This is a genomic window from Parashewanella sp. 2210YD4-3, assembly GCF_056591735.1.
This window is the reverse complement of sequence record NZ_JBWQOG010000006.1, coordinates 62,810-82,385: the sequence shown is the minus strand read 5'-3', so window position 1 is coordinate 82,385 and position 19,576 is coordinate 62,810. Positions and strand designations below refer to the sequence as shown.

Sequence of the window (19,576 nt, the reverse complement as noted above, 5' to 3'; positions counted from 1 at the left end):
TGATAGTTTTTTTGAAGCTTATTTGTAGCAGGTTACGCAAGCACCGCCACCTTCAACTTCATCGTAGATATCATCGAGATCACCAAATTCACAAGTGCCCCCAAAATCACCGAGTAAAGCATTGCGGCGCTTTTTCTTGTAAAAGCGAGCGACTTGTTTTTCATGGTTAAGAATAATTCTTTGCTGAACTTCGGGATCTTCCAAAGTTTCTAGAGGTTGTCCTTGCCCCATCCAATAGAACTTCTCTCCGACAACATTATTATCATCGCCTTTTTCAAAAGCCTTTGCTTCTTCAAAAAGTTGAGGGTGCTTTTCTTTTAATCGAATCCACTCAATTTTGCGTTGATAAAAACAAAACGTACAACCTGAACGAGAACGCCATTCATAATATGCAGGAAGCTCAAGGCCATTTCTTTGAAGAATGTTCTCAATGTCGCTTTTTACAATGCCACCTTCACGAAATGGAAACACGGAGGTAATCGGTTTTTCAATGGTCATGTAACCCGTACGTTCAGGTTCATCAGCTCTGATCCCAACGTAGTTCATGATTTTATAGCCGTCTGCAATAAAGCCATCAACCCAACGTTCAAAAGGTTTCAATTTCATTTGAACGGTACACCAGCGATCTCGTTGTGAAGGTAAGTAGTTTCCATGCTCTTTAAGAAGGCTAGCAAACTCTTTCTCTCCACGGCCTTCAATGCCATTCAGAGATCTTGAATTTAATCGATGTATGAAGCCAAGCTTTTCCTCTAGCTGATCAATAAAATCATTGGTTTCTGGTAATTCATAACCTGTATCAGTAAAGAAATATTCAATATCCAAATCAGGTCGAGTTTCCTTTACATACAGAGCAAGAGCACTACTGTCTTTTCCACCAGACAAGCCTAAGACATGTTTAACTTTATCTGTCATTGCTTTCAGTGCCTCCTGTTTCATCCATTAATTCTGTCAAAAGATTTGTGGCAATATTCAACTGCTCATCTTTAGACATTGTAGCTAATTCCCTTTTAAGCATATCAACCTTGTTTGTGACACGTTGCTCACTTTCACAAGAGAGTTTCATGTAAGCAGAATACTCTTTGTAGTTACCTTTGCTATCAGTCGTAATAAATGCCAATGGCTTCGAACCAGTGTCGTTTTCAAAGTTACTGAAAGATTCAATCCTTCTAAACTGTACACACAAATTCAATAGTTCATCAAAACCATTTCTTAAATGCTTATCTGTCCAGTTTCTTTCAGGTGTACCGGCTGCTAAGTTAATAATTTGCTCAAATTTAGCCTTATTCTCTATAAACTTAATAAGTCTAAGTGCTAACTCTTTTACATTCGGTCTTTGGGCAGCTTTTGCGACTCGCTCACAACGTGCTTTTAACTCTTCATCAAATTCAGCTGACAAATTGGATCTAATTAACTCTTTAAATCCTGTCAGTAACATATCGTGTTGAGCCGATAAGTCTTCAATTGCTGTTTTTAACCGACTTGCAAGTTTAGAGTCGGCATCCTTTTGCTCTTTTGATATATCAAAAATTGCAGGCAGATCTTCTAAAATCAGCTTGTACGGATCATTAGCTGCAATCACCTTGTTTCTGAATGCTTTTGCTTCTCTGGTTAACCCTGATTTTTGACCATTCTCAGTGAAGCTCTCGCCACTGGTTTTCTTAACCCAAGCAGGTAAACCATGTACGATCCTGACAATGTGCTTAGCAATTCCAAGTATGTCATCATTATTTTTCAGCGAACCGATTGTTGCCTGAGCTAATGTACTGAGCAAATGGGTCTGAATTTCAGACATTTCAAAATAACGTACACCAGCTTCTTTTGGATGCTTATAAATCTTATTAACAAGCTCTTCGTCCAGTTCAGGAATGAAAATGAACTGCTGACTCGAATCGTAGTCATAGAATGCGATTTTGCCTTCAAGTGACTTAAGCAGTGCTAACGCGTAAAGTCTACAAAGGCCTGTTGTTAAGCCAAATGGCGGTTTCATCCATCTGTCGTACAAATCAGCAATCGTCACCATCTTATTACTGTCTTTGATAAAGTTAAAACCATCTAGCCATAAGGCATACATATCTGGATTACGTTTTTGTTCTTCATCAGACCAAGCACTAGGGAAACCAAAGCCCTCATCTGTCTTACGGTGCCAACCTTTATCCTTAAGGCATGATAAATAAACGCCTTTTTCAGGAGGGAATGAATCATTGTCAAAACCTAGATCCTCCTCATCTCCATCACTAAGCATTGCATTCATCAATTTGCGAATTGCACTGTTTGCACTGCCTGAAGGTTTAGTCCGGTTTACAAGTTCGTTGATGACCTTAAAATGTAGTTTCTCTTCGCTTTTAAGAGGTAAACCTTTTATACCGTATTGTTTATGATTTAAATTAAATACGGTGTCTGCAATACTAGAAGTTGCAAATGACAAGCTTGATTGACGAACAGGGTTACCTTGATGCTCCCAATCCGCAAAAGCAAACAATTTATTAAGCTCGGACTCTACATTTCTAGAAGCAGTGATGATTCTTGTTTCAAGCTCTTTTTGAGCAATGAGATCATGTTTAATCTTTACTTCTTCTTTGACTACTTTTTGTAAAGCAATCAACTCAATAGCGGCTTCTTCTAGATTATTAACAGACTTAAACCCACCAATAGCGATATGCTTTTCTTTAGCAATTTCACTGTCTTTTAAAGCTTTTTCAATTGTAGAGTCAATTGGCATTAAAAACGTTAAAAATGACTCATTGGATGTTGGTTCGCTTTTTAAGGTACTAATTAAAGTTGCGTCTACTTTGCTCACCAATTGAGTTTTAGCCCATCGCATAGTACCCGTTTGATGATAGTGTGCTGTCGCCAAAATGTTTTGTGACATATCACAAACAGATGTCCAATCTACGCCATCACTTATTGACTCAATTTTTTCAAGAATGAGGTTATGGATATCAACATCACTACCTTGAAAGATAAACAAGGCATTGTGCTTGTTTCTGAAGATGACTACAGACCAAGCTTCTAAATCATCAATAGCCTTTTTAATTTCATTTACAGACGCACCTCTAGCTTTAAAGTAAGCGACGAGGAACTCTTTACTTGCATGCAAGTGATGATGGAATCCAAAAATAGTCAATAAGGCGATGACTTTGGTTATCGAATCATGAAGTTCAGTGCCTTTCTGGCTTGCTCTATGAATCGCATCACATCCTTCAAGCCACGCTTTACTATCATGAGAGGTAACGATTAGATGGTGTAAATTATGATGTAAGTAATCCCAGAATTGTTCAGGAGAATACAAAGCATTGGTCGATACTGACTCACTATAATTCTCTGATAAAAACTCTCTAAATCCATACTTTTCATGTGATGCAAGGAAGCCGAATAAACTCCTTTCATTTTGAGAAAAGCGTCTTCTTGAGATTGGCCCAAGTAGCAAGCTCACCAAAGGATCAATTGGTAATGTTTTTATTAATGCTCTGATATTACGATTCTGATTAGAAAAGTGACATGCCACATTTTCAACTAGTGAAGAGTAGTTATCTTCTAACGCGGTAGCAGTCGCTCCGTCTTTCTTAATTGAATCACCGACTAAAACTAAAGACTCATCAATGGATGGATTGAAGCTTAGATCACGATATCGACCTTGTACCTTTGCCCACTCTTGTTGTGCTTTTGTGTCTTTGTTTTTGGCATAGTCGATAAATGCCTGATGCAAAAAGCCTATTAATACTACTGGTGTGGAAGATTGTTGGCATATGTCGGCTAAAGACTGAAACAAATGCAGGTCTTTATTGGCTCGGGATTGGAAATCTAAAGCCTTACCCATCTCATCAAGCAGAACAACAATTCCATCATGCTGCTTAGCATTAAATGTGAATGCTGATTTAATTTGTTCAAGACACTCTTCATCATTGAGTTGAGCAATCTGTTTTACATCGTATTCAATGCCTAAAGACTCACTAACACTAACTAGAATTGAGTGCGCAGGCGACTCTAAGCCACATACATGCTTGACAATGTGCCAGCCTTTTTTAACGTTCAATCTTGATTGAAAATCTTTAAGCGCTTCACTGTGCTGATTCAACTTTGATTGAGCGTATTGCCGCTCATCTACATTTTTTGATAGAAGTGAAGACAGAAACAGCGCGATGGTAGATTTACCAGAGCCATATGGACCAGTTAAAGTGTAAGTTCTTTGAGCACTTCCAGAAATATCCCGGCTGATAGTATCAAGAACATTTATCGCTGTACCGTGAACGATAAAGCTATCAACAAACTCTTGATAATCATGTGCTTCGCTATCAATCCTTGTTGAACTTTTGTATCTCTGGTTGATTGTAATGAGTTCTTGTGCCATGAGATCAGTTGCCATAATACTTGTTTAAAAATGCTTGAGGTTCTTTTATTAATGAATCTGAGATTTTCACCTGTCTTAAGCCGAGTGAGTCAATCCAAGATATATCGCTATTGGTAATCTCTTGTGCTTCATCCAGTTTTTGACCTAAGCCCGCTTCCGATAATCTAAAAATTCGTCCGGGGGAACATGGTTTTGTCAGTAAAGAGTCAAAGTCGATAGTATTAATTTTCGATTCAGCTGTCTCTACTCTCATAAAATGGATCAATGAGTAGATAAAAATTTCAATAGGCAGACTTTCACGTTCATCTAACTTACTGATGTAAAAACCACCACCCAGATCTTGTACTAAATCAAGCTCAGCTAAAGGAGAGGTAAAATGATCTTCGTTAACAGTTTCTTTCTTTTTAGAAGAAGTGTTTTTTATCTTTTTGCAATAGGTATTTAGAAAACAATCTACGTCTTTTTTGATGGTATTCGGATTACCAATATCATTTGTAACAAGTGAACTGCACTCATCAATAATATCTGTAGTTAATTTCGATTTCTCAAAATACTGTACATTTGAAAAGTTAAAAAAGTAACGATAACTTGTAAGAGTTTCAAAGTTAAAATTCAACCAAAAATGAATCAGCCAAACCGAACCAACTTGTTCGAGATAAGGATCGCTTCCGTCACCGTCATGCTCTTTATCTTCAAAAAGGTACTGACCCAGCTTTGTGACGGATTGCTCAGATTTATTATCAGTAGACATTACGTTACAGGCTTCAGCCCAATAACGAATGGCATTAACCATGTTTTTACCAACACCGAGGTTTACAATGGCTTTTCTTACTGACTCTTCATTAGACGTCTGAAGTTTTTCACCTGAATTCAAATGGTTAACAGCTTTATAAAGCCATCCATATCTAAGAGGGAAGGTATCGTGTCCCGTAAATTTTGCTTTCATGCTTCTGCTGTTTTGGAGGATTTGTCCAGAAGTAAAGTGTATACCTATTTATAAGCAGTTTAAAGGGATGAGCTAAAAACATGTGTATGATTATTGTGATCATTAACAGTTTATTTTTTTGCACCTAATCACTAGAATAGCCGTTGAGTGGAAGCCGAGGTGAAGCACACTCAAAATGTATCGCTGCGTCGAATATATTGCGTATATACTCTTCTATATACTCGTTATATTTCAAAGTATTACACAGCAAATACAATAAAGATTACAATTTTAATTAATGGCTTCGATAAGCTATTTTGAAGGACTATTAATGCTAAAAAGGATACTGAAAAACTTTTCTATGGATGAGTTGCTTAATTTTTTTGAGCCAAACTCTCTCCAGTTTGCTATTGATTTAGATTCAAATTCTCAGGAACCCGAAAAAGAACAATTAGCTCAACTTTTATCAATTACACATGCATATGACTTTGTGTATAACGAAAACTTAAGAACACTTCTTATTGAACGTCTAACACCAAAACTATTGTGTAAACTATTTCCTGAGTTCGAAATAACTGAAAAAGAGGTCGAGCCAAAACATTATGATGCTGTTATTAGTTGGTCTCAAAAAAACCTTAGTACTTTTTCACAAAAAATAGGTCTTTCAGAACTAACTGAAGCAGAAAGTGAGGAAAATGACTTATTCCAAACGATCAAGAGGATTGAGCCCAAATACTCTGTTTACCCATATCAAAGGGAGTTAACTCAAAAGGTAATTTCAAGCTTAGAAAAGAACTCTAATGAAAAAGTCTTAATTCACCTTCCAACTGGTGCAGGTAAAACTAGGACTGCGATGAATATAGCGTGTGAGCACTTACGAGCGAATTCTAATGCTTTAGTACTTTGGTTAGCAGATCGAGAAGAGCTTTGCTCTCAAGCGTTTAATGAATTTGAAAAAGCATGGGGAAATCTAGGAAATAGTGACTTATCTCTCTATGCTTTTTACTCAAATAGCTACGAAAGCTTAAGTGGGATTGATAATGGTTTCATCGTTGCTGGTCTATATAAATTTTTGAGTCTCAGAAAAAAAGATAATCCGGGTTTAAAAATCTTATATCAAGAGCTTATGAAAAAAGTAACTTTAGTTATTTTCGATGAAGCACATAAGATTATTGCTGAGAAGTTTCAAGAAGTTGTAGATGATTTCATTTTAAATGAAAAATTCAATTCTAGATTAGTTGGTTTAACAGCTACTCCGGGGAGAAACTACTCATCTGATGGTTTATCTGAAGAGGATAGGCTACTGGCAGAATATTTTAATGGTAACAAGCTGTCAATGAACAGTATTGGCTATATTTCTCCTATTGATTATTTAGTCGATCAGGGTTATTTAGCTAAGGCTGAATTCAAACCGTTATTATATGATAATTCAGACATCTCTGCTTATGAGCTGAGAGACTCTGGAGGAAATGAAACGCTGAAAGCTCTTGCTAAAAACAAAAAAAGAAATCAGCAAATTATTGAAACAATTATTAAAGAGTGTGAAAAAGGTTCACAAATCATTGTTTTTGCATGTTCAGTCGAACACAGTAGACATTTATCCGTAGCACTACTTTATAGAGGAATTAAAGCAGCCTCGATTGATTCCCAAAATGACACTGTTGAATCAAGAAGGTATAAGATACAAGACTATAAAGATGGTAAGGTACAGGTTTTATTAAACTTTAATGTACTAACAGCAGGCTTTGATGCACCAAAAACAAATGTAGCACTTATTGCAAAACCGATGAACTCGCTTGTTCAATACTTACAAATGGCAGGAAGAGCTATGCGAGGGGCTAATAGTGGCGGTAATGCCGAATGTCGAATATACACAGTTATGGATGATATACCCGAGTTCAAAAGCGTAAATATTGCTTTTGAGTACTGGAATGAAATGTGGTGTGAAAAGAGTTAGAGGTTGAGATGGGAAATAGATTTTTACAAGCAGCAACTGTAATCGAGTCATTAAGAGATAATGGATATAACAACACGGCTTATGCTCTTGCTGAACTCATAGATAACAGTGTTCAAGCAAAGGCTACTAGAGTTGAAGTTGGCTTTGTTGAAACTGCAGAAAAAGTAAATTCTAGAAAAAAATATTCAGTATCAGAAATTTCCTTATGGGATAACGGTATTGGTATGGATGCTGAAACGTTACGATTAGCAATGCAATTCGGTGGTAGTGCTAATCGTAATGATCCTAATGGCATGGGAAAGTTTGGCATGGGTCTTCCGAACTCATCAATATCGCAAGCAAGAAGGGTCGATATCTGGAGTTGGGTTGAAGGTGGAGAACCTCATCACACATATCTTGATATTGATTTAATGAAAACTGGTGACCTTGAAGTTGTTCCCGAACCAGAAAAAATGGAAGTTCCTGAAAAATATAGAAAAGCATTTTTTCCGAAGCCTCCTAAATCAGGTACCTTAATCATTTGGTCGAAATTAGATCGTTTAAGCTGGACATCAGGAAAATACATTTATCAAAACTGTGAGCTCCTAGTAGGAAGAATGTATAGAAATTTTATTTGTGATGATCATATTAAAATTCAAAGTTTAATATATCGCAATTCATCGGATGAAAATCTTTCTGTTTATGAGAAATTTGATTTTAAAGCAAATGACCCTTTGTATTTGAAAAAAGAAACTTCTTTACCTCAGTTACCTGGAGAATATAAAAATGAAGCTTTTTTTGAATTAAAAGATAGAGAGGAAATTCCAATAAACTTTGTCGATCAAGATGGTAATTTAAAACAAGAGCATGTTTTTATCACTAGAAGTCTAGTAAAAAAGTCTATTGCAGATGAAGTTTTAAAAAATGAAACAAAGACTCTCGGCGCTACAACTTGGGGAAAACATTGTAAAAAAAATATTGGAGTTTCTATAGTTAGAGCAGGCCGAGAGTTAGCCTTACGGGATAGCTTTATACCAAGTGATTTAAGGAACTATAAAGGTAGATTCGGCGGGATTGAAGTTTCGTTTCCACCTGCATTAGATAATGTTTTCGGTGTTACAAATAACAAGCAAGATGCTTTAAAACTGATACCCTACGATATGAGTCTATTATCTGAACAAGCTGGATTTGAATCAGAACAAGAATATATACGAGAGCTAGAAAATAACGAAGATCCAATCCTGCAAGTGCTTAAAGTTGTAACTGCAATAAAAAAACACGTTTCAGCATTAGATAAAGAGCTTGAAAGTATTAATGTTACGGGGAAAAAAAGCAAAAGCAAAGAACATAAAGGTGAGCTAACTAAATCGACATCTGAAGAAGCTGCCTCTAAAGCAACACAGGGTTCTGATTATAGGGAGAGTCATGGTAAACGTACTAAAGACGGAAGCATCCCTGAGTTAAACAAAAATGACGTAATCGATCACTTAACAAAAACTGGTGGTATGTCAATCAGTGAAGCTGAAGAAAAGGCTGATAGATTGATACTAACGGGAAACCGCTTTTTAATTGAAGATGTTGCACGTGATTCAGAGGCTTTTTTTGATGTTTCAACGAAGAAAGGTCTAACTTTAGTTTTATTCAATACTAACCATATTTTTTACGAAGATTTCATAAATAAACTTGAACAAGAGCAACTCGAAGTTATTCAAACTGCAATTGCAGGTTTTGCACGTGTCATGAATGAAACATCTGATGGAAAACGATTACAATTCCTAAATACAATCAGAAGAGAATGGGGCTTAGCAATTAGCCATTTTCTTTCAAAACCTTCAGATGATCAGGATGACTTTTAATGACTGATTTGATTTCAGGGAATGATTTTTTATCAGAAATATCACGAGCCCTTCCAACTTGTCATAAATTAATAATTGTATCTGCTTACGTCACACAACCAGCTATCAGCTGGTTGTGTGATAATATTCGACAGCAGAAATTAGAAACTATAATTGTTGGCAGATTTACTCCTAATGATTTTGCGAAAGGAGCAAGCTCTTTACAGGCATTAAGACTATGTATATCTGAGGGGTTTAAAGTCAAGGCTTTATCAAATTTGCACGCTAAAATTTATCAACTAGATGATGATCTTATCTATAGTGGAAGTGCGAATTTTACCTCCAATGGCTTATCCCTATTAGAGCAGGGAAACCTTGAATGTATGTCTCAAGTGGTGGCAACAGACAAATCAAAAGCTTTTATTCAAAACATTGTTAATCCCTCAATAGAACTAACGGAAAAAACATTGGATTCTATGGAGCAACTGCTAGAACAATATTCAGAGGATGATAGATCTATACCTTCTAATTGGCCTGAAGACATTTTACCTCGTGTAAGCAAAATCTTTGTGTCTGATTTTCCGTTATCAGAACCGGGGTGTGTTGTTGTTCCTAAAGAATATTCTTTAAATCCATCTCTTCCGTTTGCAGTCGTTGAAGCCAACAATCAATGCAGAGATACAGCAAAGCTCTTCTTTAAAAGAACTAAAGCATTTCTCTGGTTCAAAAACGCCTTGCTTCAGAATTCAAGCGATAGGGGGATAAATTTTGGCCAAATATCCAAAATGCTACATGATGCACTGTCGGATGATCCCGCTCCGTATCGGCAGGATATTAAAAGTATTCAAAGCAATTTTTACAAATACCTTGAATTGTATGCTTCTGATGAAATTGAAATATTCATACCTGCAAGACGGAGCCAAGTTGCTAGGATGATATCTTAGCTTGATAAAACCTATATCCTCTAATAACCAAACCTTCCTTAGCCAGCATATGCTCTAACGCTGGCTTTGCAAGATTAGGTTCAGTTAAGAACTCGTATTTTGCCAATTCTAACAAAAGGCGTTTATTAAACGCCTTTTGCTTTTTGAAGTCAGCAAAGGAATCATCAATAAACTCGCATTTATTGAGTAGCAAAGGCCGCTTTTCTAGAATCACATAGTCAAAAAAATCGACATCTTGATCCGCCATCTTGATTTTGACTCGCTCTACAAGTTGAGGCAATGGTGAGTCATCAAACCCTTCATAACTCAATAAAGTAACTTTACCTGAATGAATGTGGATTTTAATTAGCTGTACTGTATCTAGCTCTCCATACATTTGAAGTGCTGCACCAACATATACTCGAAGCAACAATGGCAAATCATCCACAAACTTTTTATGGAAAATAAATGAGTGAGGTTGTGCATGTTCGTAGTTAATGAGGCTAGCACCGAGTGACTTGTGGCTTTCAATACATAGTTCTTCGATCAGGCTCGTCTCTACAATCTTAAATAGTACTTCTTTAGCTTCATTGATGCAGATATTGTAGTTGTCGAAAAAGGCTTTGATGTCACGCTTTAGATTTTCTGGCTGCTTAGTATAAGGCTTTCTTTTTTCGAACAACCCCATAGCAAATAATAACAGTAAGTCTTCTTTTCTTGATTTCTGTGCTGCTGTGAACGCATGAGTATCATACATTTCACATAACAAGCTGAAGACTTTCTTGTGAGAGCCAATTAATTGCCTGATTTCTTCAGACTTTGAAAATTCTTCATTTACAGGTATACGACCAAGCTCAAGGCACACGTTCCAAAAATCAGTGAAAAGCTCTGAATTCTGAGTAATGACGAGCTTTGCTTTATCTTTCGCTTGTATTGGCTCGGGGGAAGTGAGTTGCTGCCATTGATGATGACGGCTGTATTTAGCAATTAGATAATTCTGCTCTTCTATTTTGTCTTTGAAGATAATGAAAATGCCCGGAGCTAGTGTTACTACATTTTCTTGAAGGGTTCTCTCTATATAAGCTTTGATTTCTGACTGCGCATAATATTTTTGGAACGTATTTCGTGAGGTGATCACGCCATCCTTATATGGCGTGAACTGTGCAATGTAAGAATCCGCTGCCAACATGACGGAAACAACTAAAAATTTATCAGTAAGTTCCCATGCATTAATTAATGCCTCTAGGCGTTCATCTTGGTCTTCAATGACATTTAGAACAAACCCAAGATTTACAATATCAGAGTTAATTTTTTCATTATCAGGTTGGTAGTTTGGATCCCAACCTAGAGCATCTAGGCCATGAGCTTGAAGCTCTCGTAAGTCATCACCTCTCCCGCAACCATAATCAAAAATAGAGTAATCACCACTTAAAAAGCCATGCTTGGCCAATAATTTCATTGGCGCGGAAAGCTCATGACGAACAATGGCTGTCTTATGCCTATCGATTTTTTCTGAACTATCGTCAACCGTGATAATAGAAGAACTTCTAAACAACCTGCCATCAATAAGCTCATAGCCTTTACTGTGGATCAAGTTTTGCCACGTTCGTTTAAATCCGATGATCCTTGTGTTCTCATATAAACCTGCATTTTCACCTTCTTGGGTAATGTCAACAAAGTGCTGATAGTGCTCACTTTCTGGCAAAACCATCGTTTCTTTACGGTGTAATATTGGAGGGTTTTCTGAGCCATCGTATGACGTTATTTTATGCTGAAGTTTAATAAGGTCGACATTGATGCTTTGTTGCAGAGAAGGATAAGAGTCGGTATAGAATGTTGGATAAGAGAGCAGAGAAACCCGAAACTCTTTCTTAAAGAGCTTTACTAAATCCCACTGTTCGTCATGCACCGATAGCGCTTTTGCAACTGCAGGAATAAAGTCTTGTAATTGCTTAGGTATAGCTGAAAATGCATCTTTATGAATGTATATGGCATCGGGTAAATGCTTTCCCGCTTTAACTAATAACGTAAGTTGCTTAAAGGTGGCTGCGTCCATTTTATTGTTACTTTTTAAAATTATTATTGAGTAAGTAGTAATAAGCCCTACCAACGTTCTTGAAAGTTAATTTGCCAGATTCTCTCAAATGCATCAACTGACAATCGCTAACCTTTAACACTGACTTGGCCTCTTTGCTTGTAAGCCACTGCTCTTCACTCTGAGTATTTGTTTTATCCATATAAATTCAAGTATAAATTTCAATCAATTGGTTCTTTGGATGTAGTTTCAAATACTACGTCTGATATGATGAAACCTCAATTCGTAAAAAATGAACGCATACAAGGATCGTCATTTGAAGTTTATTTTTGTTGATGCAGAGAACATTGGTCTGCAAAAAGTTTCTGAGATTGAGGCTACGTTAACAGATAAAGTGTTTGTTTTTAGTAAACATGAGTCTGTGATTGAATTATGTGAGCGTAAGTTATTTCAAGTATTTTCTTGTTATCCTACCGGTTCCAACCAAGCTGATTTTCATATCATTGGAAATCTTGTAGGGGTATTGGCATCACTAGATACACCACAAAAGCAAAGCTGCAAATTTGTATTATGGAGCCAAGATAACGCATTAGTAATGGCTTTTGAGTTCCAATGTAGGCTTCACAAAGCTTCGTGTTTCATTGCTTTACCTCCGAAGGAAATAACAAAAATCCCTGCTGTGATTGAAAAAGTAACTGTTTCTAATGCAAAAATTCTTAATTATTTCAAAAGACCAAAGCTAGCTGAGTCCGTCAGGGCTATGGTGCAGTTCGAAAAACCTGACTTCAACAGAGTTTTAAATGAGTTCATTAAAAAAGGACTTATTGTCAGAGCGCCCAATAACAAGAAGAAATGGGTGCTGAAATCAAGTGTTTGTTAAATTCCATTTCTTTGCTAAATATCTTAAATATTTTCATCTATTAGACATCTAGTGTCTGGTCGCTTCCTTATTATTCCTTCCATCTTCACAAACATTTATTGCATATCCTAAGGGGAACATAATGGGAACAATCATTGGCGCTTTCGCTTTATTAATAGCTAGTTTGCAACTACACGTTCAACGAGTAGAACTCAAGAAGGGTAATGAGCTAGAAGAAAGCAGTAACGAGCTAGATAAACTCAAAGCAACGCTTGATGCAATAAAGAGTGAAATCGAATTTCGTGAAAAAATCATCAGTGATGAAAAAACGAAAAGTAAAGCAGACTGGGATAAAATCAAAAAAATTGCATGCGTGATTAACAAGAAATTACGCCCAGCTCAAAGAGAAATTCAACAAAAAATCATTCGTCTGTACGGCGGTGAGTATTCCGATATCATCGATCAAACAAAAAATTCAAAACAACCTCAACAACAGAACAATCAAGTTTTACAAAAAGCGGCTTAAACGGCCGCTTCTCCCAGTGAAAAATGATTGTTCAACACTTCAAAAACCGTCTTCAAGTCCACCACCCTACCAGAGCGAATTATCTCGATAGGCGCCCTACCATCAAAGAAAGCATTGTGGTTCTTAAAGGTCATAAACCCTCTGATGTTTTCTGGATTTTCAAATGTGCTTCTTAGTACAGCGTGAATATTGAGGATGTAGCTGACTCTAATCAACTGATCACTAGAAAGTACAACAGCTTCGGGCTGGCTATGCAATAAGGTACCAATTGGTTCACTTATACCGAGTATCGTTTGTATTTCATTATTCGAGCAGCCCCACCCTTTTAAAATATTTGAGCAGGCTTTGATTCCAACAAAGTCTTTTTCCACCATAACATCTCCCTTACTTATCTGAGCATTTAGGCTAATCACTGGTTCACATTTGAATCAGTAATTAACCTTTATCATTGAAGACTTTTTGTCTTTTTCAAAATAATTCCTCAATGAGACAGATAGTGTCCATTCCCTCCTCTATTATGCTCATCAACAGACAACGGGCTGGTTCGGAATACCAAACAGCTCTCTCATTCAAGCACACTAACTTGTGCAAATTTAAAACAATTTATTGGGGTAGAAATGCTTTTTTCTCTTGATGCAATGGGTGAACAACTTTCGCTAATGTTGGCTATTTTGTTTTTCCCAATTCCGATTGTGTGCCTAATATTAGTCGCTATGAGAGCCAACTATTTAGGTCGCAACGGCATTGTTTGGGCAGTAATTACGGGCTTAATTACATTCCTACTTGGTAAATTCGTATACTTCATGTTCTTCTTTGCAATACCTTTCCTTGTTTCTGTGTTCTTGGCAGATCGAGTACGCAAGAAAAACGAAAGAGACTCATATTAGTTTTGGTAATTCCAAACTTATACTGGCTTGCCAAGAAACCATTACTTAGATGTTGGTGTTCTTGGCAGGTTTAAGGTGGTATTACTCAATTGGCTCAAATTTAGGTAGTTTCTCTAATGGTATGCCTGTAATAGAAATTTCATTTTTGAACTCATTAAGTGAATACGCAACTTGGCAATGCATATTTATTTGAATATCCGGGCTCGATTCGGTTATTAAAACATATTTAGCGCCAAGTGCTAAACCAAGTCCAGTATATTGCTGAAGTGCTTTTTTGTTGTCTATATGGCCATCCATAACAAAACACGCGATAAGAGGCTCCCCTGTTGGCTCATAAGCCATAAGGTCACAATGGAGTTTTTGATGAGGCGTGATTTGAACTTCAAAGTCTGCTTGAACAAAACTTGGTGGGTAATATAAAAAATTAAATAATAGCTCCATTAGATCATAAACGGCGTCACGCTTAGTTATAAACGCAGGTAAAGAAAATTTATTTTTCAGTAGTTTTCTCGCACAAAGGCAATGCAACTTATGAGCAAGTTGTTGGTTAACATATTCAGTTCTTTCGTTCTTTATTCTGGAAATTGTGGATTGCTCTACCCCCAACTCCAGAGCTAATAGAGATTGATTGGTAATTGGAGTACCAACCTCAGCTTCACCAACATTTTTCGTAAGCTGCAATTGGCTATCGCCTTTATGAAGCAATGTCGCAATGATGACTGGGTAAGAACTTTGTGAGCATTTCTCTACAGCAGCGATACACTCATCGCAGGAATATATGTATGAAAAACGTTCGCTTTGGTTAAGTTGGGAGTCGGCATGGCGTTTCGTTATATGGGGATTAACGTTGATAGAAATAACTGGAGGTTCACTGCGGCATACCTGGCAAAGCAAGTCACCTGTATTAGTGAATGCTGTTTGCTCAATAGAATCAAGCCAATTTTCTGAGGTTGATTCACGTTCTACTAACTGCATATATTTAGGGCTATATCCGACTTTAAAAGCATGCTCTAATTTTTTGATGGTTGTTGCTCTTGGACGTTCATTATGCTTTCCAGATAGCAGCCGATAGAGCGTTGATACCGGCACCTTGGAGAGTTTTGATAAGCTTTCAACACTATGAGGGAGTTCATACTTGGCATTTTCTTTATTGTATTCGATGAGGTCAGCAATCCATAAACTCAATGACATATTTTCTGTTTCCAAATTCCAAATGTATTGCGCATAAAACCTATCATACCACGCATATTTTAATAAATAACTAGTGAGTATTTGCAAGGCTCTCATATTGCGCATAATTTCATGATTTTATTGCTTATGAGAATTCCAAACAGTATCTTTGCATTCATCAACTCAAGTGCTGAAGCGTAGAAAAATTCTGTCTTAAAAAAGATAGCCCTGTCACTTCACTTTGGCCTTGAAGAAACAACATGCACTAGCGACATATTAAGGGATGCAAATGGCTTTGATCACGGATAAAACTGCACGAATTGAATTTATTTACTCTATTTTACCTAGTAGTCATTCTGAGGGAATTTCAATTAACTCTATTAAATCCAAATGTGAGGCTCACGGTTTCGACGTAAGTCGTAAAACAATTGAAAGAGACATTAGCCGATTAGAGTTTGATTTGAAGTCTACCTGTATACGAGAGTGTGGTCGAACTAAATATTACTCTAAGGCTGTTAGCCAAAACATTAAAATGCCAAAAGAGTTAGCATTTGTATTAAGTTTTTACTCTGACAGAATAAATAATGATTTTCCATCTAATGTATCTTCTGAGTTAGATGAATATTTAAAAAGTGCTGAGAAGATCGTAAGTAAAGTAAAGAAGTACAAGCCTAATGATAAGTTATTATCTACTTTTAAAGCCATGAAAAGTAATAGCTCAAACGACCGTTCAATTTTCTTTAACAAAAGCCAAGAACTTGTAGCTTAGAGAAAGTCATTCTATCGATTTTAAAAATTAAACGATAACACCATCACTTAAAGTAATTACAAATGAAAACCTAATTTCATAAAAAAGTTCTTCCTTATAAAAAATAGGTTCTAACCACTTATAAAACTTTAAGATAATTAAACCAACACCTTGCCGTGTTATTTATTCGAATGATCAACTGTGTCAGACATAAGTTATAAAAAAAGCACTACTTTTAATCAAGGATTTATTATGAACCCGTTAATTCCGCTTTTTGCAATTTTATATTATTTTATTGCTAAAGATACTCAATTCTTCATAGAAATGTTTGAAACATACCTCGAAACAACATATGGATATGGGTGGAGATATGATGATTTTTTTGGAAGTATGCTTTTTAAATTTTATCTGCACTTGGCAAGCCTTGCATGTGCAAATCTGTTTGCTGGATTAATTATTGGCTTTTGGGATGAAGAATACCCACATACATCCGTGCTAGCAGGAATGATTATTACAGTAGTATTCCTCGTATTAGGCGTCATCCTCATGATTCTGAACTTATTAGCCCCTTTCTCATTTTTGAGCAAGGGACCTGATCCTTGGTTACTCGAATATTGGTATTACATTGTTAATTTATTAATCATGGTAATATTTGGATTTATGGGTTCTTATTTGATGGTGAAGTTTAAACGCCTGCTTTGTATACAAGAAGTTGGACTCACTCACTTTCTCTATATCGCAAAGGTTATATGTTGGCTAATTGGTTATGTAATTTACCACATTGGATGTTTTCTCTTAAGATGGCTTTTATTTCCTGTTTATTATGCTTACGTATTTATTATTGTAACTGGAATACCAACTATGATTTTATCATTTTACTATCATGCAAATTACCAGACTTTTTATTGGTCAAAAGCACATATTCATTGGTGGGAGTTTTTAACAGGTTTATTTAGTTAACACTTCAATTTAAAAGCATTAATTCAACCGCAGCATAAAAAGGAAAAGCATCAATGTCTAAAATCACGGATAAAGAATTAATTAAGCTGATAATAAAAGAACTGACAGCGGATAATGGTAATTTAGGAACTCAAAGTTGTCGTCATTCATTTGAAATTAAAATTTCTATTCTGAACCACACTCTTAAATATACTAGAAACTGCCAAACTTGTTATTATGATGATAAATTATACGGCTACCATGACCACGATGCAGGTATTTATTGCCCGGAGTGTTCTTCAGCTTGTAATTGTTCATGCTGTGATTGCTCATGCACTTCTTGTCTTCCAATCTACTTCCTTGGTGAAATTACTGGATGTAAAAATGGGATTCATCATTGTGCTGATTATAATGTCGCTGATATTTTTGCACTTGGTGATATATCTACTCCGAGTGAAGAACTCAGACATAATAAAAGTGAACTTGCTAAGTTGATTTTTAGTATAGAGCTTAAATGCGAGACGACATATGGCTCAAATATGCCTGAAAAGGATAGAGCTATACTCGAACGAAAGCATATACTCCAAGGTAATCTGTTAGAGATAAAGGAACATATGAATAAACTACGGCTGTATATTTAGCTGTTAACGACTGTCTAAAATCTGCGTGTCGTTCGTTTGTTGGATTGATCTCGAATTTAACAATGCTGCTTTTCTTAGGCTAGGCGTAGCCTCAGCTGCTATGCCTTGCCTTTCCATTTCTTGAGCAAAACGTTCACGCCATATTTGTGGTAATCCTTTTCGAACATGCAACCGTTTACCATCAAAACCTAAGTTTTTTACGGTTAAGTGAACGTGTGGACTGTCGGTATCTGTATGCAGTGCCATAACGTATTGGTGATTGTTGGAAAACGTCTTTTTGGCAAACTCTCTTACGGCTTTTTTTACGGCTTTGGGTTCGGTGCCATCAGGCATGGATAGAACGATATGAGTGCTATGACGAGTACGTCTTTTGGTATTGGTTTGAGGTTCTTCCCAATCTTGAGCTAGTTGATGAAGTGACTGTTTATCTTGGTAGATCTGACCACATTCATCTTCAATTTCCAGTTTTCCATTACGACTGATGTAATCAAAATGGCTTTGGGTATGAGCTGCTGTGTAGCAATAGCCACTGATCTTCACCATGACTTCTGGTGGCTTTTTGCTGTGCCGAGAAAGTGATTTGATTCGATTGGCTTTATACCTAACATCACCAGATAATAGCCCTAAGATGCTATCATTACTAAGGCTACTCATTGCAGTTACCTCTCTTTTCTTCACATTAGAACTGTCTGTATCGGCTTACTTTTTGATAGTTAGCAAATTACGGTACGAACTCAATGCACACTGATTATAAAAAAGAACTCACTTTTCTATCGAGCTCAACTACTAAGCTATCCGACATAAATTGATATTTATCTTCAATTTCTAGATTAATGATCTTATGTAGGTATTTATCGTTCGTATGTTGCTGTATGCGTTTGATATGTTCGGGCTCCATCACAAACACAATATCAGCCCAATTAAGCATTTCTTCACTGCAAATTTGGCTATTGTACTTCTCACACAATCTAAAGCTTAACCCTGCTGACTTATAAGTGTTATTCGGTTTTGTTTCGGTAAAGTAAACCTCAGCGGTCTTACTTCTTTGTATGTTCGCAGTGCAAAGAAAGAGTATTTTTTTCATAAATCCATTTGTTATTCAGCTACAACGCTCTCGTTATTAGCTATTCGACAGTCATTGACAGTATATACTTCTTCGCTCTCAAGCTGCCAGCGATGATAGCTTTGATGAATCAGTTTGTTCACTTTCGTTCTGTGACTATTAAGACGTTTGGTTAGCATTTCTATCATGTCTTTGGTGACTTTGTTACTTTCCCTAAACTCTATATTCAACACTCTGGCAATTTGATTCAGATTACGTCCAATAGCTGCCAGCTGACGGTTTGATTCTCTCAGAGCATTTACCTCTGAGTCGGTGATAATTGGGTTTCTTTGTAGACTTGCGGTGACGGATGCTTTGACCCAACTTGTTGGGTTTATATAGCCCTCAGCTTTAGCTTGGGATTCCAGCTTTACAAATTCATGGCTGGATAACCGAATGGTAATTTTATTGGTCTTGGCTTGTTTGAAAGATTCGTTATAAGCAATATCAGGAACGGAATGTTTGATAAGTTGTCGCATCATGCCAGATTCAGAAACACCTTGGCTTTTGCAGTATGATTTCCAGTTAGACTTTTCATCGTCTGTTAAACGAATTTCAACCCTCGCCATCACGACCTCCAACTTTGTGAAGTACAACCGTTTATAGGTTTGAGATTATCGTCATGATGGATATTTGTACAGTTGAAAGTCCCTATTTTGGGGTTTTAAAACGATTAAATTCACCTGTACGGCAAATGCTGGC

18 protein-coding genes are annotated in these 19,576 nt (G+C 36.6%); 9 read left to right on the top strand and 9 right to left on the bottom strand.

Annotation, left to right across the window (positions count from 1 at the left end):
* Positions 1-18 precede the first annotated feature (18 nt).
* Genes AC1EU0_RS10700 through AC1EU0_RS10690 form a run of 3 tightly spaced genes read right to left on the bottom strand, consistent with a single transcriptional unit; the run spans position 19 to position 5,294 of the window.
* Positions 19-912 carry a phosphoadenosine phosphosulfate reductase family protein gene (locus tag AC1EU0_RS10700; RefSeq protein ID WP_480302393.1) on the bottom strand — a complete coding sequence of 298 codons (894 nt, stop codon included), beginning with the start codon at positions 910-912 and terminating at the stop codon, positions 19-21.
* Positions 902-4,363 carry a DUF6079 family protein gene (locus tag AC1EU0_RS10695; RefSeq protein WP_480302392.1) on the bottom strand — a complete coding sequence of 1,154 codons (3,462 nt, stop codon included), beginning with the start codon at positions 4,361-4,363 and terminating at the stop codon, positions 902-904. Before AC1EU0_RS10695 ends, AC1EU0_RS10700 begins: the two co-directional genes overlap by 11 nt.
* Positions 4,353-5,294, bottom strand: a complete 942-nt coding sequence (locus tag AC1EU0_RS10690) for a DUF4007 family protein (RefSeq protein ID WP_480302391.1) — start codon at positions 5,292-5,294, stop codon at positions 4,353-4,355. The genes AC1EU0_RS10695 and AC1EU0_RS10690 overlap by 11 nt, the downstream gene beginning before the upstream one ends.
* 310 nt (positions 5,295-5,604) lie before the next feature.
* On the opposite strand from AC1EU0_RS10690, the gene AC1EU0_RS10685 reads away from it, so the two are divergent.
* Genes AC1EU0_RS10685 through AC1EU0_RS10675 form a run of 3 tightly spaced genes read left to right on the top strand, consistent with a single transcriptional unit; the run spans position 5,605 to position 9,988 of the window.
* Positions 5,605-7,230, top strand: coding sequence for a DEAD/DEAH box helicase (locus AC1EU0_RS10685; protein ID WP_480302390.1), 1,626 nt, complete (start codon positions 5,605-5,607; stop codon positions 7,228-7,230).
* Positions 7,231-7,238: 8 nt separating this feature from the next.
* On the top strand, positions 7,239-9,065 hold the full coding sequence (locus AC1EU0_RS10680; RefSeq protein ID WP_480302389.1) for an ATP-binding protein: 1,827 nt from the start codon (positions 7,239-7,241) through the stop codon (positions 9,063-9,065).
* A complete protein-coding gene (locus tag AC1EU0_RS10675; RefSeq protein ID WP_480302388.1) occupies positions 9,065-9,988 on the top strand; it encodes a phospholipase D-like domain-containing protein in 924 nt (307 codons plus the stop codon). Before AC1EU0_RS10680 ends, AC1EU0_RS10675 begins: the two co-directional genes overlap by 1 nt.
* On the opposite strand, the gene AC1EU0_RS10670 is transcribed toward AC1EU0_RS10675, so the two are convergent.
* Positions 9,972-12,023 (bottom strand): DNA phosphorothioation-associated putative methyltransferase, encoded by a 2,052-nt coding sequence (locus AC1EU0_RS10670; protein ID WP_480302387.1) that lies wholly within the window; start codon positions 12,021-12,023, stop codon positions 9,972-9,974. The genes AC1EU0_RS10675 and AC1EU0_RS10670 overlap by 17 nt on opposite strands.
* A gap of 295 nt (positions 12,024-12,318) precedes the next feature.
* Between AC1EU0_RS10670 and AC1EU0_RS10665 the strand changes: the two genes are divergently transcribed.
* On the top strand, positions 12,319-12,882 hold the full coding sequence (locus AC1EU0_RS10665) for a hypothetical protein (RefSeq protein ID WP_480302386.1): 564 nt from the start codon (positions 12,319-12,321) through the stop codon (positions 12,880-12,882).
* A 121-nt stretch (positions 12,883-13,003) separates the two neighbouring features.
* Entirely contained in the window at positions 13,004-13,387 is a 384-nt protein-coding gene (locus AC1EU0_RS10660) for a hypothetical protein (RefSeq protein ID WP_480302385.1), read from the top strand.
* Here the strand turns inward: AC1EU0_RS10660 and AC1EU0_RS10655 are convergent.
* Positions 13,384-13,761 carry an antitoxin Xre-like helix-turn-helix domain-containing protein gene (locus tag AC1EU0_RS10655; protein ID WP_480302384.1) on the bottom strand — a complete coding sequence of 126 codons (378 nt, stop codon included), beginning with the start codon at positions 13,759-13,761 and terminating at the stop codon, positions 13,384-13,386. The genes AC1EU0_RS10660 and AC1EU0_RS10655 overlap by 4 nt on opposite strands.
* A 243-nt stretch (positions 13,762-14,004) precedes the next feature.
* Between AC1EU0_RS10655 and AC1EU0_RS10650 the strand changes: the two genes are divergently transcribed.
* Positions 14,005-14,274 carry a hypothetical protein gene (locus tag AC1EU0_RS10650; RefSeq protein WP_480302383.1) on the top strand — a complete coding sequence of 90 codons (270 nt, stop codon included), beginning with the start codon at positions 14,005-14,007 and terminating at the stop codon, positions 14,272-14,274.
* 81 nt (positions 14,275-14,355) lie between these two features.
* Here the strand turns inward: AC1EU0_RS10650 and AC1EU0_RS10645 are convergent, their stop codons facing one another.
* The gene (locus AC1EU0_RS10645; RefSeq protein ID WP_480302382.1) at positions 14,356-15,465 is read right to left on the bottom strand and encodes a helix-turn-helix domain-containing protein; all 1,110 of its coding nucleotides are present in this window, start codon (positions 15,463-15,465) and stop codon (positions 14,356-14,358) included.
* A gap of 268 nt (positions 15,466-15,733) precedes the next feature.
* Between AC1EU0_RS10645 and AC1EU0_RS10640 the strand changes: the two genes are divergently transcribed.
* The 3 genes from AC1EU0_RS10640 to AC1EU0_RS10630 all read left to right on the top strand — a co-directional run bounded on the left by AC1EU0_RS10640 (position 15,734) and on the right by AC1EU0_RS10630 (position 17,772).
* On the top strand, positions 15,734-16,213 hold the full coding sequence (locus AC1EU0_RS10640) for a hypothetical protein (RefSeq protein ID WP_480302381.1): 480 nt from the start codon (positions 15,734-15,736) through the stop codon (positions 16,211-16,213).
* Positions 16,214-16,444: 231 nt separating this feature from the next.
* Entirely contained in the window at positions 16,445-17,152 is a 708-nt protein-coding gene (locus AC1EU0_RS10635; RefSeq protein WP_480302380.1) for a hypothetical protein, read from the top strand.
* 53 nt (positions 17,153-17,205) lie between these two features.
* Positions 17,206-17,772, top strand: a complete 567-nt coding sequence (locus tag AC1EU0_RS10630) for a hypothetical protein (RefSeq protein ID WP_480302379.1) — start codon at positions 17,206-17,208, stop codon at positions 17,770-17,772.
* A 3-nt stretch (positions 17,773-17,775) separates the two neighbouring features.
* On the opposite strand, the gene AC1EU0_RS10625 is transcribed toward AC1EU0_RS10630, so the two are convergent.
* From AC1EU0_RS10625 to mobC, 3 genes are all read right to left on the bottom strand, one after another.
* Positions 17,776-18,426 carry a relaxase/mobilization nuclease domain-containing protein gene (locus AC1EU0_RS10625; RefSeq protein ID WP_480302378.1) on the bottom strand — a complete coding sequence of 217 codons (651 nt, stop codon included), beginning with the start codon at positions 18,424-18,426 and terminating at the stop codon, positions 17,776-17,778.
* A gap of 94 nt (positions 18,427-18,520) precedes the next feature.
* On the bottom strand, positions 18,521-18,856 hold the full coding sequence (locus tag AC1EU0_RS10620; protein ID WP_480302377.1) for a hypothetical protein: 336 nt from the start codon (positions 18,854-18,856) through the stop codon (positions 18,521-18,523).
* 11 nt (positions 18,857-18,867) lie between these two features.
* Complete coding sequence (mobC, locus tag AC1EU0_RS10615) at positions 18,868-19,443, bottom strand: plasmid mobilization relaxosome protein MobC (RefSeq protein WP_480302376.1); 576 nt, start codon at positions 19,441-19,443, stop codon at positions 18,868-18,870.
* Positions 19,444-19,576: the final 133 nt, after the last annotated feature.

Coding starts and splice junctions, on each gene's coding strand:
- mobC (WP_480302376.1), bottom strand. CDS start 19,443: ATGGCGAGGGTTGAAATTCGTTTAACAGACGATGAAAAGTCTAACTGG.
- AC1EU0_RS10700 (WP_480302393.1), bottom strand. CDS start 912: ATGACAGATAAAGTTAAACATGTCTTAGGCTTGTCTGGTGGAAAAGAC.
- AC1EU0_RS10645 (WP_480302382.1), bottom strand. CDS start 15,465: ATGTCATTGAGTTTATGGATTGCTGACCTCATCGAATACAATAAAGAA.
- AC1EU0_RS10650 (WP_480302383.1), top strand. CDS start 14,005: ATGCTTTTTTCTCTTGATGCAATGGGTGAACAACTTTCGCTAATGTTG.
- AC1EU0_RS10675 (WP_480302388.1), top strand. CDS start 9,065: ATGACTGATTTGATTTCAGGGAATGATTTTTTATCAGAAATATCACGA.
- AC1EU0_RS10635 (WP_480302380.1), top strand. CDS start 16,445: ATGAACCCGTTAATTCCGCTTTTTGCAATTTTATATTATTTTATTGCT.
- AC1EU0_RS10670 (WP_480302387.1), bottom strand. CDS start 12,023: ATGGACGCAGCCACCTTTAAGCAACTTACGTTATTAGTTAAAGCGGGA.
- AC1EU0_RS10640 (WP_480302381.1), top strand. CDS start 15,734: ATGGCTTTGATCACGGATAAAACTGCACGAATTGAATTTATTTACTCT.
- AC1EU0_RS10680 (WP_480302389.1), top strand. CDS start 7,239: ATGGGAAATAGATTTTTACAAGCAGCAACTGTAATCGAGTCATTAAGA.
- AC1EU0_RS10630 (WP_480302379.1), top strand. CDS start 17,206: ATGTCTAAAATCACGGATAAAGAATTAATTAAGCTGATAATAAAAGAA.
- AC1EU0_RS10655 (WP_480302384.1), bottom strand. CDS start 13,761: ATGGTGGAAAAAGACTTTGTTGGAATCAAAGCCTGCTCAAATATTTTA.
- AC1EU0_RS10685 (WP_480302390.1), top strand. CDS start 5,605: ATGCTAAAAAGGATACTGAAAAACTTTTCTATGGATGAGTTGCTTAAT.
- AC1EU0_RS10660 (WP_480302385.1), top strand. CDS start 13,004: ATGGGAACAATCATTGGCGCTTTCGCTTTATTAATAGCTAGTTTGCAA.
- AC1EU0_RS10620 (WP_480302377.1), bottom strand. CDS start 18,856: ATGAAAAAAATACTCTTTCTTTGCACTGCGAACATACAAAGAAGTAAG.
- AC1EU0_RS10695 (WP_480302392.1), bottom strand. CDS start 4,363: ATGGCAACTGATCTCATGGCACAAGAACTCATTACAATCAACCAGAGA.
- AC1EU0_RS10625 (WP_480302378.1), bottom strand. CDS start 18,426: ATGAGTAGCCTTAGTAATGATAGCATCTTAGGGCTATTATCTGGTGAT.
- AC1EU0_RS10690 (WP_480302391.1), bottom strand. CDS start 5,294: ATGAAAGCAAAATTTACGGGACACGATACCTTCCCTCTTAGATATGGA.